The 25,516-nt window shown below is 69.0% G+C and carries 17 protein-coding genes; 6 read left to right on the plus strand and 11 right to left on the minus strand.

Features of this window, described 5'->3' with window-relative positions; all coding sequences use genetic code 11:
- Positions 1 to 32 precede the first annotated feature (32 nt).
- Both ABZ725_RS22375 and ABZ725_RS22380 read left to right on the plus strand, forming a co-directional pair.
- Positions 33 to 557, plus strand: coding sequence for a hypothetical protein (locus ABZ725_RS22375; protein WP_358804343.1), 525 nt, complete (start codon positions 33 to 35; stop codon positions 555 to 557).
- Positions 558 to 648: 91 nt separating this feature from the next.
- On the plus strand, positions 649 to 2,703 hold the full coding sequence (locus ABZ725_RS22380; protein WP_358804344.1) for an alpha-glucuronidase: 2,055 nt from the start codon (positions 649 to 651) through the stop codon (positions 2,701 to 2,703).
- Here the strand turns inward: ABZ725_RS22380 and ABZ725_RS22385 are convergent.
- From ABZ725_RS22385 to ABZ725_RS22410, 6 genes are all read right to left on the minus strand, one after another.
- Positions 2,697 to 4,742, minus strand: a complete 2,046-nt coding sequence (locus tag ABZ725_RS22385; RefSeq protein ID WP_358804345.1) for a beta-galactosidase — start codon at positions 4,740 to 4,742, stop codon at positions 2,697 to 2,699. The genes ABZ725_RS22380 and ABZ725_RS22385 overlap by 7 nt on opposite strands.
- Positions 4,739 to 5,422 carry a hypothetical protein gene (locus tag ABZ725_RS22390; RefSeq protein WP_358804346.1) on the minus strand — a complete coding sequence of 228 codons (684 nt, stop codon included), beginning with the start codon at positions 5,420 to 5,422 and terminating at the stop codon, positions 4,739 to 4,741. The genes ABZ725_RS22385 and ABZ725_RS22390 overlap by 4 nt, the downstream gene beginning before the upstream one ends.
- Before the next feature lie 88 nt (positions 5,423 to 5,510).
- Positions 5,511 to 7,019, minus strand: a complete 1,509-nt coding sequence (locus tag ABZ725_RS22395) for a xylan 1,4-beta-xylosidase (RefSeq protein WP_358804347.1) — start codon at positions 7,017 to 7,019, stop codon at positions 5,511 to 5,513.
- Entirely contained in the window at positions 7,016 to 8,671 is a 1,656-nt protein-coding gene (locus tag ABZ725_RS22400) for an extracellular solute-binding protein (protein WP_358804348.1), read from the minus strand. Before ABZ725_RS22400 ends, ABZ725_RS22395 begins: the two co-directional genes overlap by 4 nt.
- A gap of 33 nt (positions 8,672 to 8,704) precedes the next feature.
- The gene (locus ABZ725_RS22405; RefSeq protein ID WP_358804535.1) at positions 8,705 to 9,577 is read right to left on the minus strand and encodes a carbohydrate ABC transporter permease; all 873 of its coding nucleotides are present in this window, start codon (positions 9,575 to 9,577) and stop codon (positions 8,705 to 8,707) included.
- 38 nt (positions 9,578 to 9,615) lie between these two features.
- The gene (locus ABZ725_RS22410) at positions 9,616 to 10,605 is read right to left on the minus strand and encodes an ABC transporter permease subunit (protein ID WP_358804349.1); all 990 of its coding nucleotides are present in this window, start codon (positions 10,603 to 10,605) and stop codon (positions 9,616 to 9,618) included.
- A gap of 271 nt (positions 10,606 to 10,876) precedes the next feature.
- Between ABZ725_RS22410 and ABZ725_RS22415 the strand changes: the two genes are divergently transcribed.
- A complete protein-coding gene (locus ABZ725_RS22415) occupies positions 10,877 to 11,869 on the plus strand; it encodes an acetylxylan esterase (protein WP_358804350.1) in 993 nt (330 codons plus the stop codon).
- Positions 11,870 to 11,998: 129 nt separating this feature from the next.
- Here ABZ725_RS22415 and ABZ725_RS22420 read toward each other — a convergent pair whose 3' ends face one another.
- From ABZ725_RS22420 to ABZ725_RS22430, 3 genes are all read right to left on the minus strand, one after another.
- A complete protein-coding gene (locus tag ABZ725_RS22420; RefSeq protein WP_358804351.1) occupies positions 11,999 to 13,720 on the minus strand; it encodes a TlrC/CarA/OleB/SrmB family ABC-F type ribosomal protection protein in 1,722 nt (573 codons plus the stop codon).
- A gap of 483 nt (positions 13,721 to 14,203) precedes the next feature.
- On the minus strand, positions 14,204 to 15,268 hold the full coding sequence (locus ABZ725_RS22425; RefSeq protein ID WP_358804352.1) for a lytic polysaccharide monooxygenase: 1,065 nt from the start codon (positions 15,266 to 15,268) through the stop codon (positions 14,204 to 14,206).
- Positions 15,269 to 15,506: 238 nt separating this feature from the next.
- On the minus strand, positions 15,507 to 16,847 hold the full coding sequence (locus ABZ725_RS22430; RefSeq protein WP_358804353.1) for a DUF3500 domain-containing protein: 1,341 nt from the start codon (positions 16,845 to 16,847) through the stop codon (positions 15,507 to 15,509).
- Positions 16,848 to 16,986: 139 nt separating this feature from the next.
- On the opposite strand from ABZ725_RS22430, the gene ABZ725_RS22435 reads away from it, so the two are divergent.
- Positions 16,987 to 17,730 carry a methyltransferase domain-containing protein gene (locus tag ABZ725_RS22435; protein WP_358804354.1) on the plus strand — a complete coding sequence of 248 codons (744 nt, stop codon included), beginning with the start codon at positions 16,987 to 16,989 and terminating at the stop codon, positions 17,728 to 17,730.
- A 163-nt stretch (positions 17,731 to 17,893) separates the two neighbouring features.
- On the opposite strand, the gene ABZ725_RS22440 is transcribed toward ABZ725_RS22435, so the two are convergent.
- Together ABZ725_RS22440 and ABZ725_RS22445 are read right to left on the minus strand one after the other, a co-directional pair.
- Positions 17,894 to 19,321 (minus strand): ATP-binding protein, encoded by a 1,428-nt coding sequence (locus ABZ725_RS22440; protein WP_358804536.1) that lies wholly within the window; start codon positions 19,319 to 19,321, stop codon positions 17,894 to 17,896.
- Positions 19,322 to 19,572: 251 nt separating this feature from the next.
- The gene (locus tag ABZ725_RS22445) at positions 19,573 to 20,298 is read right to left on the minus strand and encodes a response regulator transcription factor (protein WP_358804355.1); all 726 of its coding nucleotides are present in this window, start codon (positions 20,296 to 20,298) and stop codon (positions 19,573 to 19,575) included.
- A gap of 404 nt (positions 20,299 to 20,702) precedes the next feature.
- On the opposite strand from ABZ725_RS22445, the gene ABZ725_RS22450 reads away from it, so the two are divergent.
- Positions 20,703 to 24,410 carry a S8 family serine peptidase gene (locus tag ABZ725_RS22450; RefSeq protein ID WP_358804356.1) on the plus strand — a complete coding sequence of 1,236 codons (3,708 nt, stop codon included), beginning with the start codon at positions 20,703 to 20,705 and terminating at the stop codon, positions 24,408 to 24,410.
- A 115-nt stretch (positions 24,411 to 24,525) separates the two neighbouring features.
- Entirely contained in the window at positions 24,526 to 25,467 is a 942-nt protein-coding gene (locus ABZ725_RS22455; RefSeq protein ID WP_358804357.1) for a LuxR C-terminal-related transcriptional regulator, read from the plus strand.
- The last annotated feature ends 49 nt before the right edge of the window (positions 25,468 to 25,516 follow it).

Here is a 25,516-nt window from a genome sequence, read left to right on the forward strand (position 1 = left end):
CGGGCGGTCCGTGATGGAGGGGGAAAACGGTTATGAGCATCATCAGAAGGTTCACCGGGCTGTTCGCGGGTGCGGCGCTGGGGGCGGGGGCTCTTCTCGCCACGGCGGCTCCGGCCCAGGCGTACAGTCCGAACCCGACGTTCCACGCGTACTACTACGACACCGGCAACTGCCCGTGCAGCGGCGGCAACCTGACCGACCCGTTCGACAACACCTACTTCGCGAACGACGCCGGCGGCTACGCCGTGAAGATGGAGTTGATCAACTCCGGCTCGTTCGTCGGCAAGGTGGAGTTCCATCCGAACGACGAGAAGCTGTGGGTGTACGACACCGCCAACGACGGTGACACGTACTACGTCAAGGTGAGCTACACGTCCGGGGGCACGACCCACGACCTGGGCACGTTCAGCCCGCCCGGGACCACGGCGGTGCTGGACTACGAGGTCGAGGACTTCGACATCCCGGAAGGCGCTTCCGTCGACATTTCCGTGTACGACGACTCCGGGCTCACCGACCTCATCGGTGCCGCGCGCGGCACCGGAGCGGCCGTCGCCTAGGGGCTCGTCCGGCCATACCCACGGATCACGGCCGATCACGATCGACTACGACCGGGCGTGTCCTGGGCAAGCCCGCACCGCTGGAGGGATCATGCCGATCACCGTGCCCGTCCTGCGCGAGGGCGTCGACCCCGCCTGGCTGCCGCCGGACGCGTTCCGGCCGCTGGGGGCCCGGCGGACACTGGTCCACGGCTCGGGGCCACTGGTGGACACGGTGCACGGTGAAGTGACCTGCGCCGGCGGGAGGTTCGGCGGAGAGGTCGTACGGGACGCCTCGGGCGCCCCGTACGACCTCGTGCTGCGTGTGGCCGATGCCGCCGGGCGCCCCGCTGAGGCCGACGATCTCGGCGACCTCAGCGTTGTCGGGGATCTCGGCGATCTCGGCGATCTCGGTGACGAGGGGTTCGTCTTCGAGCGTTCCGACGGAACGACCACGGTCACGGCGTCCGGTCAACGGGGGCTGCTGTACGGGCTGTTCCACGTCGTGCGGCTCGGGGAGGACGCTTTCCACGGCACGCGGGACCGCGAGGTGCACCGTCCCGCGACCGCACTGCGGATGCTGGACCACTGGGACAACGTCGCCGTACATCCGGTCATGGGCCAGGTGGAGCGTGGGTACGCCGGCGGCTCGCTGTTCTGGCAGGACGGACAGGCCCGTGGGGATCTGGAGCGGGTACAGGCATACGGCAGGCTGCTCGCGGCCTGCGGGATCAACGCCGTCTCGGTCAACAACGTCAACGTGCACGAGACCGAGGCGCACCTCCTCACGGACCGCATCGACGAAGTCGCCCTGATCGCGGGAGCGTTGCGGCCGTACGGGATCCGGACACATCTGTCGGTGACATTCGCCGCGCCGATTGTGCTCGGCGGACTCTCCACCGCCGATCCCCTGGACGAGTCGGTGCGCGGCTGGTGGGCGGAGGCCGTGCGCGGGGTGTACTCGGCGATTCCCGACTTCGGCGGGTTCGTGGTGAAGGCCGACTCGGAGGGCCAGCCGGGCCCGTTCACCTACGGCCGCTCGCATGCGGACGGCGCGAACATGCTGGCTTCCGTTCTCGCCCCGTATGACGGCACGGTCCATTGGCGGGCATTCGTGTACGACCACCGCCAGGACTGGCGAGACCGCTCGACGGACCGGGCGCGGGCCGCCTACGACCATTTCGCCCCGCTGGACGGGGAGTTCGCCGCCAATGCGGTGCTCCAGGTGAAGCACGGGCCGATGGACTTCCAGGTGCGCGAGCCGGTGTCACCGGTCCTCGGCGCGCTGCCGCGAACGCGGGTCGCCCTGGAGGTACAGGCCACGCAGGAGTACACCGGGCAGCAGCGGCACGTGTGTTGGCTCGGGCCGATGTGGAGCGAGGTGCTGCGCTTCCGGCCGGACGGTGAACAGGGCCCGGTGATCGGCGAGTTGGCGCGGGGCGGGTTGGTGGCGGTGTCCAACGTGGGCGACGACCCGTTCTGGACCGGGCATCCGCTGGCCCAGGCGAACCTCTACACCTTCGGCCGACTCGCCTGGCAGCCGGACGCCGATGCGCGTCGGATCCTGGACGAGTGGATCGCGCTCACCTTCCCGTCCGCCCCCGAGCGGCTGGTCGAGGGGCTGCGCACGGTGCTGCACGGCTCCTGGCGAACGTACGAGAAGTACACCGCCCCACTGGGCGTCGGCTTCATGGTGCAGCCGGGACATCACTACGGCCCCAGTGTCGACGGCTACGAGTACAGCCCCTGGGGGACGTACCACTTCGCGGACCGGGACGGCGTCGGCGTCGACCGGAGCGCGGCGACCGGCACCGGATACGCGGCGCAGTACGCCAAGGCATGGGCCGAGCTGTACGAGTCGCCCGACTCGTGCCCCGACGAGCTGCTGCTGTTCTTCCACCATGTGCCGTACGGGCATGTGCTGCGGAGTGGGAAAACGGTTGTCCAGCACATCTACGACACGCACTTCGAGGGCGTCGAGGAAGCAGCGGAGGCCCGCCGGGTGTGGGCGGGCCTCGCGGACCTGGTGGAGCCGGCGTGGTACGCACGCGTGGCGGAACGGTACGAGGAGCAGGTGCGCAGCGCACGGGAGTGGCGGGACCAGGTGAACAGCTATTTCCTGCGGAAGTCCGGAATCCCGGATGAGCAAGGACGCACGATCTACTGAAGCCGCAGGACGGCCACGCCCAGCGGGTCCAGCGTCAGCGCTTCGCCCTGGTCGAGCCGTTTGCCGGTGACGAGGTCCGTGGCGGTGGTGTGAGCGGACAAGTGGGCCGGTCGGACATCGTGGTTGAGCAGGAAGAGGAGGCAGACGCCGTCGGGGGTGACGCGGGTGGCGGTCTCGACGGTGGGGTGGTCGGCGTAGGGGCCCACCAGATCGTGGCGGGCGAGGACGCGGCGCACGACATGGTCGACGCCGGGCTGGTCGAGGGCTGTCGCCACGTACCACGCTTCTCCCGCACCGAAGTCGTTGCGGGTCACGGCCGGGGTGCCCGCGTAGAAATCGGTACCGTAAACGGCGACCGCCTCGGCGCCGCGCAGCTGGACGATCTCGAAGACGAAACGCGCCTGGGCGGTGAGCTCCCCCAGTTCCACGGGCTGTACGACGTCTTCCGGCCGTGCGTCCCATTCGTCGACGCGGATGCCCATGAGCGGGGCGAGCGGGCCGGGGACGTCGGTGAGGAAGGCACGGTCGTGCTCATCGGAGCGGGCCGTGAGAAACGTCGTGAGAACGGTTCCCCCGCGTCGGGCCACCGCCTCCAGGCGGGCCGGCAGGTCTCCCTTGACCAGGTGGAGCACCGGTGCGAGGACCACGTCGTACGCCGTGAGATCGGCGCTGGCCGCCACGACGTCCACGTCCGCGCCGGCCTCTCGGGCGGCACGGTAGTAACCGTGTACGACGTCCGGGTAGCGGACCAGTCGCGAGGGGCCGTCGGAGATCTCCAGTGCCCACCAGCTGTCCCAGTCGAAGAGGAGGGCGATGCGGGCCGGGGTCCGGGCACCGAGAGTGACCGCGCCCAGCTCGCCCAACTCCCTTCCCAAGTCGGCGACTTCAGTGAAGACCCGGGTGTCGTCGCGGCCCGCGTGGCCGATGACCGCGCCGTGGTACTTCTCGCAGGCACCTCGCGAGGCGCGCATCTGGAAGTACAGAGCTGCGTCCGCGCCATGGGCGATGGCCTGCCAGGTCGCCAGGCGGAGCTCACCGGGGCGGCGCAGGGGGTTGACGTCCCGGCAGGCGGTGGTCGACGGGGTCTGCTCCATCAGCCAGAACGGGGCGCCGTCCTTGAGGCCGCGCATCAGGTCGTGGGCGAGGGCCGGACGGGTGGGCGGGGCGTCGAGGGGCGGGTAGTTGTCCCAGGAGGCGAAATCGAGGTGGGCTGCCCAGCGGTGGTAGTCGAGCGGGCGGTAGGCGCCCATGAGGTTGGTGGTGACGGGCGTGTCCGGGTCGTGGGCGCGGATGGCTTTCTTCTCCGCGGTGAAGCAGCCGAGCAGGGCGTCGGTCATGAAGCGCTGGTAGTCGAGGGTGATGCCCTGGAAGGCGGTGTGGTCGGGGCCTCGCCAGTGCTCGGTGAGGGCGCTCGGCGGCTCGATCTCGTCCCAGTCGGTGTAGCGGTGCGACCAGAACGTCGTCCACCAGGCGTCGTTGAGGGCGTCGAGTGTGCCGTGCCGGTCGCGTAGCCAGGTTCGGAATGCGTCGGCGCACAGGTCGCAGTAACAAGCGCCGCCGTACTCGTTGTTGATGTGCCAGGCCAGCAACGCCGGGTGTGCCGCGTAGCGTTCGCCGAGGCGATGGGCCAGGGCCGTGGACAGTCTGCGGTAAGCGGGCGAGCTGGGACAGAAGTTGTGCCGTTGGCCGTAGCGGTGGCGGCGTCCTTCGAAGTCGGTGCGGTTGACCTCGGGGTACTTCTTCGCGAGCCAGGGCGGGAGTGCGGCGGTCGCGGTGGCGAGGCAGACCTGTCGGCCTTCAGCGGCGGCACGGTCGAGGATGCTGTCGAGAACCGTGAAGTCGTAGACGTCCTCGGCGGGTTGGGTGAGTGACCAGATGAAGACTCCGACGGTGAGCGTGTCGATTCCGGCCTGGGTGAAGAGGCGGTGGTCCTCGTCCTGGACGTCCTGCGGCCACTGTTCGGGGTTGTAGTCGCCGCCGTACGGGATCTTGCCGGTGCGCGGAAGTCGGCCGTCGTTTCCGGTGTCGGGCGCGGTCATGCGGTGAAGTCCTCCTGGGTCTCGACGATCACCGTGCGGCTCGACTGCAGCAGGGAGAGCAGCAGCGGTGCGGCCAGCAGAGCGGGCAGGGCCTCCGTCAGCAGGGCGGTCAGTCCGCCGGCCAGGACGAGCAGGGAGGCCGCGCCGAGGGTGGCGCGGCCTCGGCGGAGCAGGAAATACGCGGCGAGGCGGGTGGTGTCGCGGGCGCGGAACGTGAACAACGAGGTGAGGACGAGTGCGTGGGCGCCCCAGAGCAGGCAGGCCACGCCGACGACCCCGAGGAGCACCGCCCACCAGCCGGGCAGTCCGGTTGCGGCGAAGTGGGTGAGGGTGAAGACGATCACGGTCAGCCAGGCCAGCAGGGGTGCCCAGAGCTTCAGTACGGGCAGGGCGTTGAGGCGCCAGCCCCGCCCGTAGGCGCGGGCCGGGTGCAGGTCGGTGAGGTCGCGGCTGCGGTGGTGCAGGGCGTACAGCGCGGCGGAGACGGCCGGACCGAGCGGCAGCAGGCAGAGGGCGGCCAGGGGCAGGTTGGCCGGGTCGGGGCCCAGGAAGGGCAGACCGACGAGACCGGGGGCGGCCGTCGCCAGGAGCAGGGCCTCGACGGTGAGGAGGGTGTGCAGGAGGGCGGCGGCGCGGGAGAGCAGGCCGGTGCCGAATCCCATGGTGTCCACGGTGCTCATGAGAACTTCCCCTCCGACGACCGGGTGCAGCAGTTGCAGCGCCGGCGACGACGAGAGAAACCGGTTACGAGGCAGACCGCCTGGTTGCTCATGACGCCGTCCCGCCGAGCAGCCGTCGTTCGTCCCACCAGGGCGGGGTCTCGTCGGCGACCGGGGTGAGCTCGATGAGGGTGATCTCGTTACGGGCCAGGGTGAGGTTCAGCTCGGCACGGCCCTCCCGCACGGGCAGCCGCCGGTGGCTGCGGGCGGGCTCGGCGGCCTCGTGCAGGACGTCCAGCTGTCCGGGCTTCGGCGAGCGCGGGCTGCCCATGCGCCGCCAGGCGGTGTAGGCGTTTCCGTGCTCCTCGTCGACGGTGGACCTGCGGACGAAGACCTCCTGGGCCGCGACCGGGAGGGACAGGCGCAGTGCGTGCCGGTCGGGACCGGGCGTCTGGCCGGTCGGGTCGACGGGTGACCAGGCCAGGACCGTGACCCGGCCGTCGGGGTGGCGGGTGATCAGGTGGTCGTCGCCGCGGGCCAGCAGGTCGGGGCCCATTCGAGCCATGAAGGCGTACAGGTGGTAGGTCGGTTTCCTGATCTGCCGATGGGTGAGCAGTCCGAACCCGCCATGGAAGAGGGCCGTGGGGACACCGGTTTCCTCGAACATGTCGCTGAACGTCCAGTACGAGAACGAGTCGGCGTGGTCACCGCCGTGCGCGAGCACCGGGGCCAGGTAGGCGGCGTGGAAAGCGGTGTCGTGGATGGGGTTGTCGGGACGGTAGGAGGAGTTGAACTCCGTGATGTGCACCGGCAGTTCGGCCAGCCGGGTGCCCTTGAGGCGGTCGCGGGGCGTGGCGAACTGGTCGAGGAGGTCAAGGGCCGGGGCCAGCGTCTGATGGACGCCGAACGGTACGTGCTGCGCGGGGCCCGAGGTGTAGGCGTGCTTCGACACGAAGTCGACGGGCACGTCCCGGCGTTCCGCGAACTCGGCGAACCTGTCCAGCCAGTCGTCGGCGCCCGGGGAGATGGCCGGGCCCCCGACCTGGAGACCGGCGTCCACCTCTTTCACGGCGTGCGCCGTGACCTCGTACAGCCGGTGGTACGCCTGTTCGTCCGCGTCCTGCCAGAAGTCGATCAGGTTGGGCTCGTTCCACACCTCGATCGGCCAGCTGCGGACCTCGTCGAGGCCGTAGCGGTCGACGAGGTGGGCGAGGGTTGCGCGCACCAGGTCGGCCCACTCCCGGTGGGAGCGGGGCGGGGTGACATTGCCGCGCCACCAGAAGACGGTCTGTGTTCCGGAGGCCAACTCGCCTGGCATGAAGCCGAGTTCGAGGAAGGGGCGAAGGCCGGCGGCCAGATACGCGTCGACGACCTGGTCCACGTAGGTGAAGGAGTGGTGGATACGGCGCGCGCCCTCGTGGTCGTACGGGCGGTGTACACCCATGCCGTCGCTGAGCAGGCCGTGGCCGCGGATGTACCGGAAACCGATGTCGCGTTGAAGGACGGCGAGGGAGTCCTGGTAGTCGCGGCGCAGGGCGAGTTCGATGCGACCGGTGCCGACGCACAGCCGCCAGGCGTCGGAGAGCCGGCCCGTCGGGTCGGCGGGGACGCGGATCACCCGTTTTCCTTCTTGAAGCGTTCACGCGCCTTGTTGTGCAGCCCGACGAGCTGGTCCATGTTCTTGGCCTTCAGCTCGGTGACGTAGTCGTCCCATTCGGACAGCGGGCGCTTGCCGAGGGCGAACTTGAGCATGTTCTGGGTGACGTGGTCCCTGAGCGGGGTGTCCCAGAGCGAGGCCTGCTCCTGCTCCACGGACTGCAGTGGGTGGGCCGGGTCGATGGGCAGCTGTTGGCGCTGAGCCATCGCGTCCTGGAACTTCTTCTCGTCCGGGCTGAAGGAGGAGGAGACCAGTGCCCAGCTGCCGCCGTAGGTGAAGACGCCGTTGTAGAAACCGTAGTCCTTCTGCATGTCCTTCGGGGCGTCCGGGTCGGAGCCCATGAGGCTGATGCCGGGTTCCAGCTTGTACTGGCCGTCGGTGTAGGTGTAAGTGGTGCCCTGGACACCCCATTTGGAGAATCGCTGGCCTTCGTCCGAGTACCAGAGCCAGTCGACGAACTGCATCATCGCCACGAAGGTGTCGCTCTTGAGGGCCTTGGTGGAGATCATGAGCCCGTTCTCCAGCCGGACGCCGCCCATCACCACCGGGCCGGCCGGGCCGAGCGGCACCGGCACCATCTCGATCTTTGCGCCCTTGACCTGCCTCTCCAGGTTGTAGCGGTAGTTCTGGACCAGTTCCTGCGGGTTGGCGCTGATGGCGAAGGACTTCTCGCCCAGCAGTTTCTGCACCGCGTCGTCGTCGGTCTGGGTGAAGCTCTCCGGGTCCATGAGCTTCTCGGCGACCAGCTTTCTCAGGAATTCGACCATCTGCCGGTAACCCTCGGTGGCACCGGTGAAGACGAACTCCCCGGCCTTCGAGTCGAAGCTGATGTTGTCGTAGGTCCAGCCGGCCTTCACCCCATGGGCCTGGCCCAGGTAGCTGAGCAACGCCGCTGCGGGGAAGGGGGTGTTGGTGCTCCAGCGGTCGGTGAAGGGGTAGCGGTCCGGGTATTCGGCCTTGATCGCCTTGAAGACGTCGTAGACCTGGTCCCAGGTGGTGGGCAGGCTCAGACCGAGCTTGTCGAGCACGTCCGTGCGGAAGGACATCGAGTAGCCGGACTTGGCCTTCTCGTGCAGACCGGGGAGGAGGTAGTACTTGCCGTCGGACTGCCGGATGGAGTCGATCTCCGGCTCCAGCTTCCATTTCTTGATCTTGTCCTGGAAGTTGGGCATCAGGTGCACGTACTCGCTGACCGGGAGGATCGCGCCCGACGACACAAAGGCGGCCTCCGACGGGTGGTACGTCTTGGGAATCAGGAACGGGGCGTCGCCCGAGCCGATGAGAACACTGCGCTTCTTCTCGTAGTCGCTGAGGGGGACAGCGATCGGCTTCAGGGTGATACCGGTGCGCCTGGTGAGTTCCTTCCAGAACAGCCAGCTGTCCTTCATCGGATAGTTCGGGCTGTTGTTGTGCAGAACTGAGAACGAAAGCGGTTTCGACGCTTTGAACTGCTGACCGGCGCGGTACTCCTTCATCGCTCCGTTCTGTTTCTTGGAGAGGTCCTTGGAGTCGCCTCCGTCGTCGCCGCTGCCGCAGCCGGTGAGCGTGGCGAGGCCGATGAAGCCTGCGGCGGAAAGGATCTGGCGTCGTGACAGCTGACCTGCGTTCTTCACGGATACTCCCTTGTTCCGTAAGAGGTACGGCTCTCAGCCCTTGACCGCGCCGAGGGTCACGCCCGAGACGAAGTAGCGCTGGACGAACGGGTACACGCACAAGATGGGCAGCGACGTCAGCACGATCGTGACCGCCTGGATGTTCGCTCCGACCTGACTGAGCTGCTCGACTCCGGCACCGGCGTTACCGCCCGTGGTGGCGCCCGAGATGATGTTGCGCAGATAGACGGTGACCGGCATGAGCTCGGTCCGGTCCATGTAGAGGTACGCCGAGAACCAGGAGTTCCAGAAGGACACCGAGTAGAACAGCACCATGGTCGCGATGACCGCCTTGGACAGCGGCAGCACGATCCGGAGCAGAATTCCGTACGTGCTCAGCCCGTCGATCTCCGCGGCCTCCTCGAGCTCGGTCGGCAAACCCTCGAAGAAGGCCTTCATCACCAGCAGGTTGAAGACACTGATCGCGTTGGGCAGGGCGATCGCCCAGACGGAGTTCTTCAGACCGAGGCTGGTGACCAGGACGTAGTTGGGAATCAGTCCACCCGTGAAGAACATGGTGAACACGGCGACGCCGACGAGAACGCCCCGTCCTTTGAGGTTTCTTTTCGACAGGACGTAGGCGTAACACGTCGTCAGCACCATGGCGACGACGGTGGACAAGACCGTGTAGAGCACGGTGTTTCCGTAGTTTCGCCAGAACATCGAGTCCTGGAAGACGATTTTGTAAGTGGTGAGATTGAACCCCTTCGGCAACAGGGTCACTTCACCGGCACGGATCTGGCGTTCGCCGCTGAAGGACCGGGCGACGATGTTGACGAAGGGATAGAGGGTCACCAGCACGACCAGGGTGAGGATCACGCCGTTGACACCCTGGAAAACGCGGTACCCACGCGTGGGCTGGTTCACGGACGTGCGCGGACGCGGCGCGCGGGAGGTCAGGAGGCTCACCACAGGCTCGTCCCCATCGTGCGACGTGACAGCTGGTTGGCGCTCGTGATCAGCACCAGGCCGATGATCGCCTCGAACAGGCCGATCGCGGCCGCGTAGCTGAAGCTGTTGGACTCGACGCCGGCTCGGTAGAGATAGGTGGAGACCACGTCGGCCGTCGGATACGTCAACGGGTTGTACAGCAGCAGGACCTTCTCGAAACCGACCGCCATGAACGTGCCGATGTTGAGGATCAGCAGCGTGATCATGGTGGGGCGGATACCGGGCAGGGCGACGTGCCAGATCTGCCGCCAGCGGTTCGCGCCGTCGATGCGGGCGGCCTCATAGAGGTCCTCGTCGATCGTGGTGAGCGCGGCGAGGTAGAGGATCGTGCCCCAGCCGGCGGTCTGCCAGATCTCCGAGCCGACATAGACCGTGCGGAACCACCCGGGTTCCTGGATGAAGCGGATCGGATCCTGGCCGAGCCGGCCCAGGACGTGGTTGACCGGGCCGTCCGTGGCCAGCATCTGCATCGTGATGCCCGCGACGATCACGATCGACAGGAAATGCGGAAGGTACGAGATCGATTGCACGAACCGTTTCAGCGAACGTCGGCGTACCTCGTTGAGCAGCAGCGCCAGGACGACCGGTATGGGGAAACAGAACACCAGCGTCAGCGCACCGAGCCAGAGCGTGTTGCGGAAGACCTGCCAGAACGTGGGGTCGGTCAGGAACATCCGCACATAGCGCAGCCCCACCCACTGCTCCCCCAGGATCGAACCTCCCGGTTCGAAGCGGCGGAAGGCGATCACATTGCCGATCATCGGCAGGTAACGGAAGACCAGGAAGAACAGCATCGGCAGCACGGCCAGTGAGTACAGCTGCCAGTCCCGGCGCAACGCACGCCGCCAGCTGCGGCGTGCGACCGGCCGCGCGGGACCGTGCCGGTTCTTCGGCGGCGGGTCCTGAGTTCCTGCGGATGGGGCCGATGTGGTGGAGGTGCTCATGCTCGGGCCTCCCGGGGCGTTCTTCGAAACGCTCGACTCGCGGCGCGTGATCTCGAAACTTTCGTGCCCTTACCGGTAACTCTGCGGCAACGTAAGGGCACACGGAAAGCGCTGTCAATGGGTGCTGCACGGTGGACTGGTGGGACGTCGTGTGGCGTTGGAATCCCTCCCGAGCGGGGTAGAACGGGGAAGTCGAGTGCTACCGTCCTCCGCAAATTTCTGGATGATCTACGCAACGATCGATCGGCCACGACCCCTGAGAGGTGTGCCCGTGCCCGCGTTCGACCTGCCACTGCCGGAGCTGGAACACCACCGCCCCGAGCCTGCCGAGCCCGCCGACTTCGACGCGTTCTGGAGTGGAACCCTGAAGGAGGCCGACCAGCGGGACCCGCTGGTGTCGGCGCATCCCGTCGAAACCGGTCTCCGTCTCACAGAGACCTGGGACGTGACGTTCCGGGGCTTCGCGGGGGATCCGGTGCGGGCCTGGTTCAGCCGCCCGTCCGGCGTGCGGAAACCGCTTCCGGCGGTTGTCGAGTACATCGGGTACGGACGCGGCCGCGGCCTCCCCCATGAGCGGCTGACCTGGGTGAACGCCGGGTACGCGCATCTGCTGATGGACAACCGCGGTCAGGGCGACCAGTACGGCGACGGGGGCGTCACCCCCGACCCGCACGCTGCCGCGCCCGGCGGCCCCGGGCCGGCCGTCCGCGGTCTCCTCTCCCCGCTGGACTACCACTACCGCCGGCTGATCACGGACGCGGTGCGTGCGGTGACGGCGGTCCGCGCATTGCCCGGCGTCGACCCCGCCCGCACGGTCGCCGTCGGCAACAGCCAGGGCGGCGGACTCGCCCTCGCGGTCGCGGGCCTGGTCCCCGACCTGACCGCCGTCCTCGTCACGGCCCCACTCCTGTGCGGCATCCGGCGTGCCCTGGACCTCACCGACGCGGGTCCGTACGGGGAGATCGCCGCGTACCTCTCCGTCCACCGCGGCGTTGAAGAAGCCGCTTACCGCACGCTTTCCTACATGGAGGGCGTCTCCTTCGCCCGCCGTGCCCACGCCCCGGCCCACTTCGGCACGGGCCTGCGCGACACGGTCTGTCCGCCGAGTGGGGCGTACGCCGCGTTCAACCGGTACGGAGAGCTGAGCGGCGGCGTGGATCCCCGGAAGGAGATCCACGCGTATCCGTTCAACGGGCACGAGGGCGGCGAGGGCGAACAGGTGAGACGACAGCTCCAGTGGCTGCCACAGCAGTTGACCGGCTGACAACCGGGCCTGACTCGCCTCACCGCCGGGCTCGACTCGCTTCACCGCCGGGCCTGACTCGCCTCACCGCCGGGCTCGACTCGCTTCACCGCCGGGCCTGACTCGCCTCACCGCCGGGCTCGACTCGCTTCACCACCCGTCGGCGGCAACGACCCCCTCGTTCAGCTCCAGCCGCGAGCCGGTGAACCGCGCGCGCATCCGTCGATCGTGGGTGACCAGCACCAGGGCACCCGCATAGCCCGTCAGCGCTTCCTCCAACTCCTCGACCAGGGACGGCGAGAGGTGGTTCGTGGGCTCGTCCAGCAGAAGCAGGTCCACCGGCTCGCCCACCAGCCGGGCGAGCTCGATCCGCCGTCGCTGCCCGTACGACAACTCGCCGACGCGCAAACCGAGTTGGCGAGGCTCGAACAGGCCGAGCGAGAGCAGCCGGTCGGCGTGTTCGTCCCGGTCGCCGGGACGGCCGTGGGCGAACGCCGCCAGCACGCTCAGCCCGGACGGCCACGGCACCCCCTCCTGCCGCAGGTGACCGACCCGGCCGGGAACGTCCACCGTTCCCGTGTCCGGCCGCAGTTCACCGGCCAGGACGCGCAACAACGTGCTCTTCCCCGCGCCGTTGGGGCCGGTGACCAGCAACCGTTCGGCAGCGCCGAGCCGTAGCGCCGACACGGCCAACCGGCCTTCCACGGACACGCCGTCGAGCAGGGCGGCAGGCCCGTCGCCGGTCCTGCCCGCGGTGTCGATGCGGGCGGCGAAGGTCAGCGGGTCAGGCGGCGGCGACACCGGGTGCGCGGTGAGCCGCTCGGTACGCTCCTTGGCATTGCGGATCCGGCTCATCGCGCCGTGAGCGCGACCTCGCGCACGGAAAGCGCCATGACCGAAGCCGGCCTTCGCCGACTTGCGCGGGATGCCGTCCAAGCGCGCCACATTGGATTCGGCCAGCCGGCGGCTGCGGTCGAGCTCGGCCCGCCACTCGTCGTACTGCTGCTGCCGCCGACGGCGATCGGCGGCCTTGGCGGCGAGGTAACCGGCGTAACCGTTTCCATGGCGGGTTACACAGCCCCCGTCCACTTCCAGGACGGTGGTGGTAAGCCGTTCCAGAAACACCCGGTCGTGGGTGACCGCGACAACGGTTCCGCGGTGGGCCCGCAGGTGATCCTCGAGCCAGCCGACGGCCCGGTCGTCGAGGTCGTTGGTCGGCTCGTCGAGCAACAGCAACTGCGGGCGGGACGCCAGCGTTGCCGCCAGCGCCAGCCGTGACCGCTCACCGCCGGAGAGCGTGCCCAGACACCGGTCCCGGGCGAGTCCCGGCAGACCGAGTCCATACAGCGCGGCATCGACGCGGGTGTCGGCGCCGTAGCCGTCGCGTGCCTCGTAGCGCGCGGTCAGTCGGGCGTACCTGGCCAGGGCATCGTCGAGTTCGGCGCCCTCGGCCGTCTCGGACAGGGAGATCTCGGTGCGCCGCAGCGCCGCCTCGAGTCCGCGCAGCTCGGTCAGCGCCAGGTCGACGGCGTCCTGGACCGTGGCCTTCGGGGGCAGCCCCAGGGTCTGGGCGAGGTAACCGGTTCCGCCCGGCGCGACCACGGTGACCTCCCCGGTGTCGGGACGTTCGTCGCCGGCGAGGAGACGGAGCAGCGTGGACTTTCCGGCCCCGTTGTCACCGATGACGCCGGCCTTCTCGCCGGGGGCGAGACTGAACGAGACCTGGTCGAGCACGGTGCGGTCGTCGTAGCGCTTGGTGACGCCGTGCAGGGCGAGCTGTGAGGAGGGGGAGGGATGGGAGGTGCGGGAGAGCGAGGTCGGCAGGTCGGCCGGGGATCGGCTCGCTGACGGCGAAGAGGTTGGCGCACGCATGTGGAAGCCCCTGTTCTCGGCCAAGCGGAAAAGGGCCGATGGAACGGATTCGAAGAGGAATCGGCGCGCCACGACGGCGGAGCGATGCTCTACAACTGCGCTGCGCGCTGTTGCTGTGCTCAACAGCTGTGCTGTGTGCTGCAGCGGAAACAGTGCGCGATGGCGGAGCCTTGCTCTACGCGGTCGGGCGGGGGGCAATCACAGAGTTCCCATGGGCAGAACCGTAAGCGGCCGCGCGAGTACCGGGCAACGCGTTTTCGGCCGACCCTCGCCAACTCGGTTGGCCGCTACACGGGTTGAGCCGATAGAGTCGGCATGCGCCATCGAGACAACGTTGTCGCACACCTGCACCTCCCGACCCGTGGCACCGCCCGGGCGGGGACACCCCGGACCGCCCCATTCCCCCCTTGGGGCCGGCCCGGCTCGCGGACCCGGTGGGCGCACGGCTCGCTGCCCACCGGGTCCGCCCAGAGCGACTGTCACTCAACCGACCCGGCAGGGAAGGCTTGTGGCGCTGTCACCGCCCGAGCCGGAGACGACGTATCCGAACGTCGCAGTCTGGCCCGGACTCAGCGAGCCGTTCCAGTCGGCGTTATGGACCATCACCGCCTGTCCGTTGTAGGTGGCGTTGCCGCTCCACAGACTGACCACGGACTGGCCGGTCGGCAGGGTCCAGTCGACCATCCAGCCGAGCATCGGGACGTCTCCGGAGTTGGTGACGGTCACCTCGGACTGGTAGCCGCCGTTCCAGCTGTTGGTCGTCCTGCGCGTGGCGGTGCACGTGCCGGGGACGGGCTCGGTCGGGTTGCCCGGCTCGTGGATACCGGTTACCTCTCCGTTGCCCCCGTCGAAGACGATGTCGGAGCAGGAGTAGAAGGTCTCGGCGCTGTCGGAGCGCTGCCAGACCATGTAGATGATGTGCCGTCCGGACTTGTTGGCCGGGAGTTGGCCGGTCCAGGAGTAGTTGGCCTCGACCGTGCCCGGACTGCCGTTGAGCGGCGGGTGGTCGACGGAGAGGAAGGGCTGGTCCTCCATGTCGTCCCAGGTGAGGGTCTGGGTCGGGTCGAAGCCGTCCTTGGTGACGTAGACGTAGAACCAACCCGGGTGCGCGGCCCAGGCGTTGTAGGAGAAGTCGACGGTCGCGCCCGAGGTGAGGTGGGTGAGCGGCCAGTCGCTGCGCGGCGCGTTGAAACCGGTGAAGTTGGCGTTGCCGCCGCTGCACAGCTGACCGTCCGGCACGAAGCCGCGGGTGCGGCCCGCGCCGTCGGAGCGCAGCACGGAGAACCAGTTGTAGAACGGCGTGGTACCGCTTACCTGCTGCGCGTTCTTGCAGGCCGGATTGACCGGCTTGATCTCACCGGTGTCGGTCAGTCCGTCCTGCCAGCACAGGAAGGTACGGCTGCCGGGCTTCATGGGGGTGCCGTGGGCCTCGGCCTTGCCGCCGGTCGTGACGATCAGGCCGAGGGCGGGGACCGTGGCCAGCAGGGCCAGGAGGACGAGGAGGAGGGCTCGGGTGCGTAACCTGGATTTGGGTTCTGACGTGATCATGACAGATGACATGGCGAATGAGTCCGCCTTCCGTGTACGGACCGTGCGTGCGTGGAGGCACTGCGGGTGCGGTTGCGGATGCGCGAAGCGGGAGCGTCCCTGGCCCGCGCCCGACGGGTTCCGGTCCACCGGGTGCAAGCCGATGTGGGAGCGCTCCCACTTCACCTGTGGCGGAAGGTAGCGCCGTACGGCCCACTTGTAAACGGGCCTGTACGGCGCTTCTGTGAGGGTCCGTCCGTCAGTGGTGGTGCGGCGACGTCAGAAGGTGCTGACGCAGGAGTTCCTTGCCGTAGTCGTTGCCGTTGGGCGTGCGGACCACGCAGTGCAGGTGCTGCTGGGTCGGGTCGCCGCCATTGGTCTCGCCGTAGAGCGAGCCGAACGCGAACGGCGACTGGCAGTCGACCTCGATCCAGATGACGGGACTCTGGATACGACAGTAGAAAGCGGATTCGGCGGCTGTACCGCCCATCCAGGCGAAGTAGGTCTCGCCGAGATGCTTCTTGATCTCGGCCAGCTGGATTTTGGCGACGTCGTCCTTGGCCTTGCCGACGAAAAGCTCGACCAGCGTGAGCAGCGACTTGCGCTGGGCGGGGGTGAGCTTGGTGGCGAGGATGCCCTTGTACTCGACGACCGCGTTGTCGGTGAAGGCGCCGGCGGTGATCTCGTCGTTGTCCTTGTCGGACTTGAGGATCGCCGTCGACTGCTGGGTGGAGTCCAGTGAGTTGACGACAGCGAGCGCCGCCTTGATCTCCTCCTGCATCACCTCGGTCTTCGTGCCGTCGATCTCCATGGAGGTCGGCTCGCAACCCCAGAAACAGGGACTCATGACGACCTGGTCGCCGAGGACGAAGTAGTTGACGACCAGGTGGTGGCCGTCGAACTGGAAGCCCCACGGCTCGGTGGCGGAGGGTGTGCCCATGATCGTCCAGTAGTAGGCCTCGGCGTACTGGGTGTTGTTGACGGCCTCGCAGGCCGCCTTGTTGATCTTCCGCGTGAGCTGCGTCGTTTCCAGTCCCTGGGCGCTCAGCGCGGCCGTCAGCAGGGCTTCGCCGAGGGCGTTCTTCTCGTCGGAGAGGTCGGCGATGGAAACGCCCTGACGGGAGTAGGCGTCGGTGTTGCTCCACAGTCGCCACTCGGTGGAGTGGATCGCGAACTGCGCGTCGGACTTCTCGCTGTCGCTCAGTCCGGCGAGGAAGGCCTTGGCGGCGGCGATCACCGGGGCGGTGGTGACCTTCTGCGAGTGGATCGTGTACAGGTCGTCGAGGCGCTTGCCGTCGGTGGTGAGGCCGAAGAACTCCTCGGTGATGCCCTCGGTCGGCATCGCGCCGCCGGCCCCGCCGCCCGGTCCGCCGCTGGGCGCTCCGCTGGGGGAGGCGGAAGCGGTGGCGTCCGCCGTGGCGGTGGTGTCGTCGGCCATCGCGGCCCAGGCGCCGGCACCGCCCATGGTCGCGACGGCGGTGGCGCCGCTGGCGAGGAAAACCTTGCGCATGAAGTTTCGGCGGTCGGCGTGAGCGCGTCGACCGGTGCCGTGCTGCGGTTCCGCCTGCGGTTCCAGTTCCCCGGTGGTGGAATCGGTCATCTCCGCTGGCTCCCTTCATCGTTGGCACGTCCGTGGCGGACTGCCGGGCGTGCTGACTCTGCGAGCGGAAGCTGAGGGAAAACTGAAGAGGCGCGCTCACCGAGGCATGATGCGGCGGCCGCCGCGCATACTGAGGGACATGGCCGTCTACGACTCGCTCGGTGGGACCTACGGCCGGACGCGGCGGCCCGATGCGCGGATCGCCGCGCGCATTCACGCCGCGCTCGCTGACGCCGTCGACGTGATCGACGTCGGGGCTGGAACCGGTTCCTACGAACCGCCGGGGACGGTGCTCGCCGTCGAGCCCAGCGAGGTGATGGTCGGACAGCGTCCGCCGGGGACCGCGTCCGTCGTGCGTGCGGTCGCCGAGCGGCTTCCGGTGCGCGATGACGCCGCCGATGCCGTCATGGCGGTGCTGACCGTTCATCACTGGACGGATCCGGAGGCCGGACTCGCCGAGCTGCGCCGGGTCGCCCGGCGTCGGGTCGTCGTCCTGACCTGGGACCAGTCGATCTACCGTGAGCGGTTCTGGCTCGTCAATGAGTACCTTCCGCAGGCCGCTGCCTTCGACGACAGCCGCGCCGTTCCGATCGAGCGGTTGGCCGCGCTGCTCGGCGGGGCGCGTCAGGAGATCGTCCCGGTGCCGCACGACTGCACCGACGGATTCGGTGCGGCCTACTGGCGGCGGCCCCACGCCTACCTCGATCCGCAGGTGCGGGCCGGGATCTCGATGCTCGCCCAGTCCGGCGAGGACGCCCTCGCGCCCGGTCTGGCCGCGCTGGAGGACGATCTGGCGACCGGCCGTTGGCACGAACGGCATGCCGACCTGCTCGCTCTCGACGCGATCGACGTCGGCTACCGGCTCCTGGTGGCGGACGTCTGACCCGTGGTCGGCCGCTCGGGGCGGCACGAAGCGGACCCCAGCCAATGTTGTCGATCGCACCGCCTGAGCTGGTTTCTGTTGTCGTTTCCCTCCGACCGCCCGTTCCACGGTGTTTCCTGCTCGCCGCAGAGCACGCACGTCCACGGCATACCGGTTCGTCACCTCATCGCACCGACACCTGCGGGCTCCAGGTCAAGGTGTCCGCTCCCGTCTCCCCCGCCAGCGGCAGTTCCAGGATGAACTCGGTGCGGCCCGGTTCGCTGTGGACGGCGATGTGGCCGCCGTGGGCCGCTGTGATCGCCGCGACGATGGCGAGGCCGAGCCCGGCGCCGCTGCCTGTGGTGGCGCGGGCCCGGGAGGCGTCGGCTCGGGTGAAGCGTTCGAAGACCGTCGGGAGGAGGTCGGCCGGAATGCCGGGGCCGTCGTCGCGGACGCGCACCACGCACATCCCCTGGCGTGCCTCCACCACGGCCACGACCCGCGTGCCCACAGGTGTGTGCACACGCGCGTTGGCCAGCAGGTTGGCCACCACCTGGTGCAGCCGTGCCTCGTCGCCGAGAACCAGCGGCGCCTCGTCGAGGCACAGCTCCAGCTGCCAGTCGTGACCGCTGCCCGCGGCCCGGGCGTCCCACACCGCCTCGGCGGTCAGCGCGGCCATGTCCACTTCGAAGGACTGCAGGGGCCTGCCCTCGTCGAGCCGCGCGAGCAGCAGCAGGTCTTCCACCAGGCCGGTCATGCGCGCCGACTCCGCCGTCACCCGCCGCCAGGCCAGACCGGGTTCGATGCGGTCCGTTCCCCGGTTCATCAACTCCGCGTATCCGGCGATGGAGGCGAGCGGGGTGCGCAGTTCGTGGCTGGCGTCGGCCAGGAAACGCCGCATGCGTTCCTCGCTGCGGCGCACGACCTCCTCGCTGCGCTGGCGTTCGGCGAGCGAGGACTCGACGTGGTCGATCATGCGGTTGAGCGCGGCCCCGACCTGGCCGACCTCGCTGCCGGGATCGGTGTCTCGTTCGGGAACGCGGGTGAGACCGGTTACCTCGCCGCGGCACAGCGGGACGTGCGAGACCTCGACGGCGGTGGCGGCGACCCTGCCGAGAGGTCGCAGCTGACGTCGTATGACCACCGCGCAGACGCAGCCGGCCGCAGTCAGCCCGGCCGCCGCGACGACCGCCTCGATCGCCACCAGGCCGCTGATCATGTTTTGGACGTCGTCCATCGGGAGGCCGGTGAGGACCCGGACACCGTTGTCGTCGAGGGCGGTGATGCGATAGGCGCCGAGGCCTGGAACCGTTCTCGTATGGAAGGAACTGTCGGCCTTGATGTCCGACAGGGCCCCGATCTGTGCGGCGGTGAGGTTCTGCGGCGGGGCGTCCTGGCCGACGGTGGCCGCAGCGAGGACGCTGCCGTCGGTGTCGAGGCGGGCGGCGAGCATCCCGGCGGGGTGGCCGCTCTCGTTGAGGAAGGTCAGGTCGCCGGTGAGGTTCGGGTGGAGCGAGGCTCCGCCGACGCTGCGCTCCGCGGCGTTGGTGACCCGGTCGTCCAGATTGCCCAGCAGGTAGGCGCGCTGGGCGAAGACCGTGGTGACGGCCATCGTGGCGCAGACGGCGACCAGGATGGCGGTGATGAAGATCAGCAGTCGGGTGCGCAGCGAACGGCCCCCGAGCCTGCGGACGTTCGCCTCCAAGCCGCTGCGGACGCTCGTCGCCGGACCCCCGCGCGCGCCCGCCTCCAGGCCGCTGCGGACGTTCGCCTCCGGTCCACCGCGCGCGCCCGCCCCCGGGCCGCTGCGGATGCTCGTCTCCAGGCCGCTGCGGGCGCTCGTCTCCGATCCTCCGCGGGTGCTCATCTCCCGTCCTCCACCGGCCTGATGGCGTATCCCAGCCCGCGCACGGTGTGGATCATGGGCGCGCGACCACGGTCGATCTTGCGGCGCAGACTGGAGATGTACACCTCGACGAGGTTTCCGCCGCCGTCGAAGCAACTGCTCCACACCCGGTCGAGGATCTGCGCCTTGCTCAGCACCTGGCGCGGGTGTTCCATGAGCACGCTGAGCAGGTCGAACTCTTTGGCGGTGAGGGTGATCCGGGCACCGTCACGGTGCACCTCTCTGGACTCGGCGGCCAACATCAGGTCGCCGAGGACGCGCACGGAGTCGTCCGTGCGGGTGCGCTCGGCGCCGGAGCGGCGCAGCAGTCCGCGCAGCCGCAGCACGACCTCCTGGAGTGAAAACGGTTTCGTGACGTAGTCGTCGGCGCCGTTCTCCAGTCCGTCGAGGCGGTGCTCGACGGAGTCGCGGGCGGTGAGCATGAGGACGGGCAGCTCGGGGTTCTCGTACCGCAGGCGGCGCAGCACCTGGATGCCGTCCAGGTCGGGCAGCATCCCGTCGAGAACGACCGCGTGCGGGGCACAGCGGCGCGCCTCGCGCAGCGCGCTCTGTCCGTCCGGCACCGGATAGGGGCGCCAGCCCGCCTCCGAGACGGCCACGGACAGCACTTCGGTGAGCGCGGGTTCGTCGTCGACGATCAGGACGCGAACGCGGCCGGATCGCAGCCCGTGGGTGCCAGTCATGTCCGGATTCTGTCCCGGTCGGCTGAGGGAACCCTGTGGTCCGACTGAGCCCAAGCCGTGGGACGCGGTGTGCGCGGCCGGACGGCACCCCTCCTCTACGCGTACGGAAACCGTCGTCACCGCTTACGGAAACGTCCGGTCGGTGCGTACGGAAACGTCCGGTCGGTGCGTACGGAAACCACCGATCCACGCGTACGGCACCGTCGATCGACGCGCACGACCGTGTCTGACGCCTTGGCCGAAACAGCATCATCGGCGGTCAACTGCCGTGGCCAATGCGGGCATTGGCACTCCCCGGCCACACGAACCCCTTGAGCCCCTTTCCGTGCAGCGCCCACTCTGATCACTGGCTTCCGCTCACCAGGCCGGAAGCGTTTTCAGCGTTCAGGGGAGGACGTCCACCCATGCGAAGACTCCATGCCCTCTGGGCCGTGGCAGGCGCGGCCGGGCTGGTCGCGGGCGCGATCGCGCCCGCGGCGGCCGGTCCCGGGTCCCCGGTCACCGAGCCGGGCGCCACCAGCCCGCAGAGTGTCACCACACCCGACACTCGCCAGGGCGCCACAAGCACCCAGACCGTCACTCTCATCACCGGCGACACCGTCTCCCTCACCACGGGAGCGGACGGCAAGAACGCCGTCGACGTCCGGCGCGGCAAGGGCCGCGAGGCCGCCACCTTCCTGTCCAGCGAGAAGAGCGGCGAGGTCAGCGTCCTGCCGACGGACGCGATCCCGCTCATCAAGGCGGGCCGCCTCGACCCGACCCTGTTCAACGTCACCCAGCTGGTGAGTCAGGGCTATTCGGACGCGAAGACCGGCGCCACCCCCGTGATCGCCACGTACAGCAAGGGCAGCGCGACCCCCGAGGGCGCGCGCCGGACGCTCGCGTTGCCCGGGATCGACGGCGCCGCGCTGAGCGCGAAGAAGTCGACCGCCTTCTGGGCGGACATCGCCCCGGCCCTCGGTACCGAGCCCACCGTGAAGGCCGCGAGGCAGCTCGGCGAGGGCATCGACAAGATCTGGCTGGACGCCCAGGTGAAGGCGTCCCTCGATGTGAGCGTGCCGCAGATCGGCGCGCCCGAGGTGTGGCAGGCGGGCTACGACGGCAAGGGCGTCAAGGTCGCGGTCCTGGACACGGGTGTGGACACCGGGCACCCGGACCTCGCGGGGAAGATCGCGGAGTCGACGAGCTTCGTGCCGGACCAGACGGTGCAGGACGGCCATGGCCATGGCACCCATGTGGCGTCCACGATCGTCGGTTCGGGCGCGGCCTCGGACGGCAGGCTCAAGGGCGTCGCCCCGGGCGCGGAGCTGCTGGTCGGCAAGGTGCTCGGCAACGACGGTCGCGGCCAGTCCTCCTGGATCATCGCGGGCATGGAGTGGGCGGCGCACTCCGGTGCGAAGATCGTCTCCATGTCGCTGGGCGGCACGGCGACCGGCGCGTCCGATGTGCTCAGTGAGACCGTCGACGAGCTGTCCGCCTCCACCGGCGCCCTCTTCGTGGTCGCGTCGGGCAACGCGGGCCCCTACGAGCAGTCCGTCGGAACCCCGGGCATCGCCGACTCGGCGCTGACGGTGGGCGCGGTCGACAAGTCCGACAAGCTGGCCTCGTTCTCCAGCCGTGGCCCGCGCCTCGGAGACTCCGCGGTCAAGCCGGAGATCACCGCGCCGGGCGTGGCCATCACCGCGGCCCGCGCCGCCGGCACCAGCATGCCCGGCGGCACGCCCGTCGACGACTACTACACGACGGCGAGCGGTACGTCGATGGCGACCCCGCATGTCGCGGGTGCGGCGGCGCTGGTCGCGCAGGCCCATCCGGACTGGACGGGCGAGCAGATCAAGCAGTCCCTGGCCAGCACGGCGAAGACGAACGACGTCAACTCCGTGTTCGAGCAGGGCGACGGCCGGGTCGACGCCGTACGGGCTGTCGGGCAGGGCGTGTTCGCGACCTCGGCGCTGAGCTTCGGCAAGTTCGAGGACGGCGACACCGGGGTCGTCGGCAAGGACATCACGTACACCAACACCACCGACAAGGCGGTGGAGTTGACGGTCTCGTCCACCCTCGCCGCAGCCGCCCCGGGTGCCGGTACGGTCACCGTCCCCGCCAAGGGCACCGCCACGGTCCCGGTCTCGGTCGACCCGGCGGCGCAGGCCCAGGGCCGGTACACGGGCCACATCACGGCGACCGCCGACGGCATCAAGGTCACCACGGCCGTCGGCTTCGAGAAGGCCCCGAAGACCTACGACCTCAAGGTTTCCCTCCTCGGCCGCGACGGCAAGGCTCCCACCGGGGGCTCGATCTACACGCTCATGGAGCTGAACAGCGCCTACCCGGACGAGTACGGCTTCCTCGGCACCGGCTGGACCTGGCAGGTACCGGCCGGCACCTACGCGATCTCGACCTGGATCCCGGACCGGGACGGGGGCGGGGTGGCCGTCGGCACCTCGGTCGTCTCCAGCCCCGAGATCAAGGTGGGCGCGGACACCGAGGTCGTCCTGGACGCCCGCAAGGCGGTGGAGATCAAGCCGAAGACCAAGCAGGACTCCGAGTTCAAGGGCTTCAGCACCAATGTGCACCGCGAGGGGCCGGGCAACGCCTGGGGGCTCACCTACAGCCAGGGCTTCTGGACCGACCACGTCTATGTGACGCCGACCCCGAAGGTCACCATCGGAAGCCTGGAGTTCTCCGCCAAGTTCCGGTTGTACGCCAAGGAGTTGACGGCGAGCGTCACCAGCCCGGAGAAGACCGAGCTGTCCTCGCTCTACTACTCGCAGACGTACAACGACTTCCCGTTGAAGATCAGCGGTGACCACAAGGTCCGGGCGGTGGACGCGGGCGGCGGTACCGAGGCCGACTTCGCGGGGCTCGACGTCAAGGGCAAGGTGGCGGTGGTCAGGGTCGGCGCCACGGACCGCGCACAGAGCGCTCTGGACAACGCGACCAAGGCCGGTGCGGGTTACCTCATCGTGTACCGCGACAAGCCCGGCTTCTGGATCGAGGCCGTGGACCGCGCGACCACCGTCCCGCTGATGATCGCCACCGGCGAGGAGGGCGCGAAACTCACCGGCCTGCTGAAGACCGGCAAGAAGGTCACGCTGAAGCTGGGCGGCACGCCGGTCAGTCCGTACGTCTACAACGTGCTCGTCGCGCAGAGCGGTTCCATCTCCGCGGACCAGACGTACAGCCTGGACAAGTCCAACACGGTGAAGCGGCACGCCCGTTACTACGGGGCGACGGCCGGCGAGATCGGCGCGGACACCCTGTACACCTACCGCCCCTGGCAGCTCTTCGGCATCGAGAGCAGCGTCTACACGCAACTGGGCACGGAGCGCGACGAGTACTACTACGTCGACCCCGACACCCGTACCTGGCACGTCGTCTACCCCAACTGGAACACGTTCAGGGGCCAGTGGAGCCCGCTGCGGACCTTCAGCGAGGCGGGCACGGAGAAGACGACGGAGAACTGGCTGCGCCAGGCCATCCGCCCGGGAACCAGCGAGGAGTACGGCCTCTCCGAACGCACCGGCGACAAGCTCACCATGTCGGTGGCGGAGTTGACCGACTCCACGCCGGGCCACTACGGCTACATCGACGGCACCGACAACACCGCGAAGGGCAAGCTCTACGCGGACGGGCAGCTGGTCGGCGACTCGCTGCTCGGCGGGTACGGCGTCTTCGATGTGGCGGCGGACAAGGCCTCGTACCGATTCGATCTGGATGTGCAGCGCCGGGCGGCCTGGGCCAAGTACTCCACGAGCACGCATACGGAGTGGACCTTCGCCTCTGCGCACACCGACGCCTCGACGGCGCTGCCGCTGCTCACCGTCGGTATCGCTCCGAAGGGGCTCGACCTCCTCAACCGCGCTGACGGAAAGCGGGAGTTGGAGGTCGCGCTGCCCGTCGCCGACCAGCTGGGCAGCGTCAGGGCGAGCAGTCTGAAAGCCTGGGTCTCCTACGACGACGGCACCTCCTGGAAGGAAGTGAAGGTCAAGAACGGCACGGCGCGGTTCAAGGCCGCCAAGGGCGCCGAGACGGTGTCGCTGCGGGTGCGGGCCGCCGACCGGAACGGCAACGGGATCGACCAGACCGTGCTGCGGGCGTTCGGCCTGAAGTAGGTGACGCCCGCACCTGTGCCTCGGTCTTAACAAAGATCCTCTAGCGTGCCGAGTCATGGTTAACACGGCATATGGCACTGCGGGGCGGACCCCTGCCGCGAGCCCTTGGGCCGCGGTGGGGGTCTCTGCTTTCGACGAGCTGGTGTACCAGTCGGTCCTCCATCAACCCGACGCGGGCGCGGCCGGCTGGGCGCTGCTGACCGGCGCTTCTCCGGGCCGGGTCCGCGAGTCCTGCAACCGGCTGCTCGAGCTCGGTCTGCTGCAACCGCCGGACTCCATGGGCGGGTTACGCGCGGTCGACCCGCGGGTGGCGATCCGCGCGCTGATCCGGCAGCGGGAGACGGAGTCCGAACTGCTCGCCGCCACCGCCGAGGAGATGGCGACCTCGTACGAGGCGGGGCTGCTCAGGGAGGAGCCGTCCCGGCTGGTCGAGGTGGTGTCCGGGGAGGGCGCCAACGCGGCCCGCCTCGAGGAGCTGTACGCGCGCGCCGAGCGCGAGGTGTGCGTCTTCGACACTCCCCCGTATCTGGCCCCGCGCACCCCGCAGTTGGATCTCCAGTCCGATCTGCTCAGCCGGGGGATCGTGTATCGCACGGTGTACGCGGCGACCGCCCTGGAGGATCCGGACGTTCTGTTCCACGCCTGGAAGATGGTCGAACTCGGCGAGCAGGCCCGGGTGTTGCCCTCGGTGCCGGTCAAGTTGCTGCTGGTCGACGGGCGTCGGGCGATGCTTCCGCTGACCTCGTTCGAGGCGGGCGGCTACTGCTCCGCGGTCGTCCGGCACTCGGCGGTGACCGATGCGCTGCAGAAGCTCTTCGACCTGGCGTGGCAGCAGGCGACGCCACTCGGCCAGGGTGCCGGCGAGGGTGAACTCTCCGAGGGCGAGCGGACGTTGATCCGGTTGCTGGCGGCGGGGATGAAGGACGAGGCGGTGGCCCGTCATCTGGGGGTGAGTCTTCGGACCCTGCGGCGACGGGTGAGCGAGGTGCAGGACCGGCTGGGGGCGGCGAGCCGTTTTCAGCTGGGGGTACGGGCCGCTCAGCGGGGCTGGGTGTAGCCGGGGTGTAGGGGTACGGGCACGCGAAGGGCCGCACCCCCCAAAGCGG

Source organism: Streptomyces sp. NPDC006872, from assembly GCF_040635845.1.
In the GTDB taxonomy this organism is placed as follows: domain Bacteria; phylum Actinomycetota; class Actinomycetes; order Streptomycetales; family Streptomycetaceae; genus Streptomyces.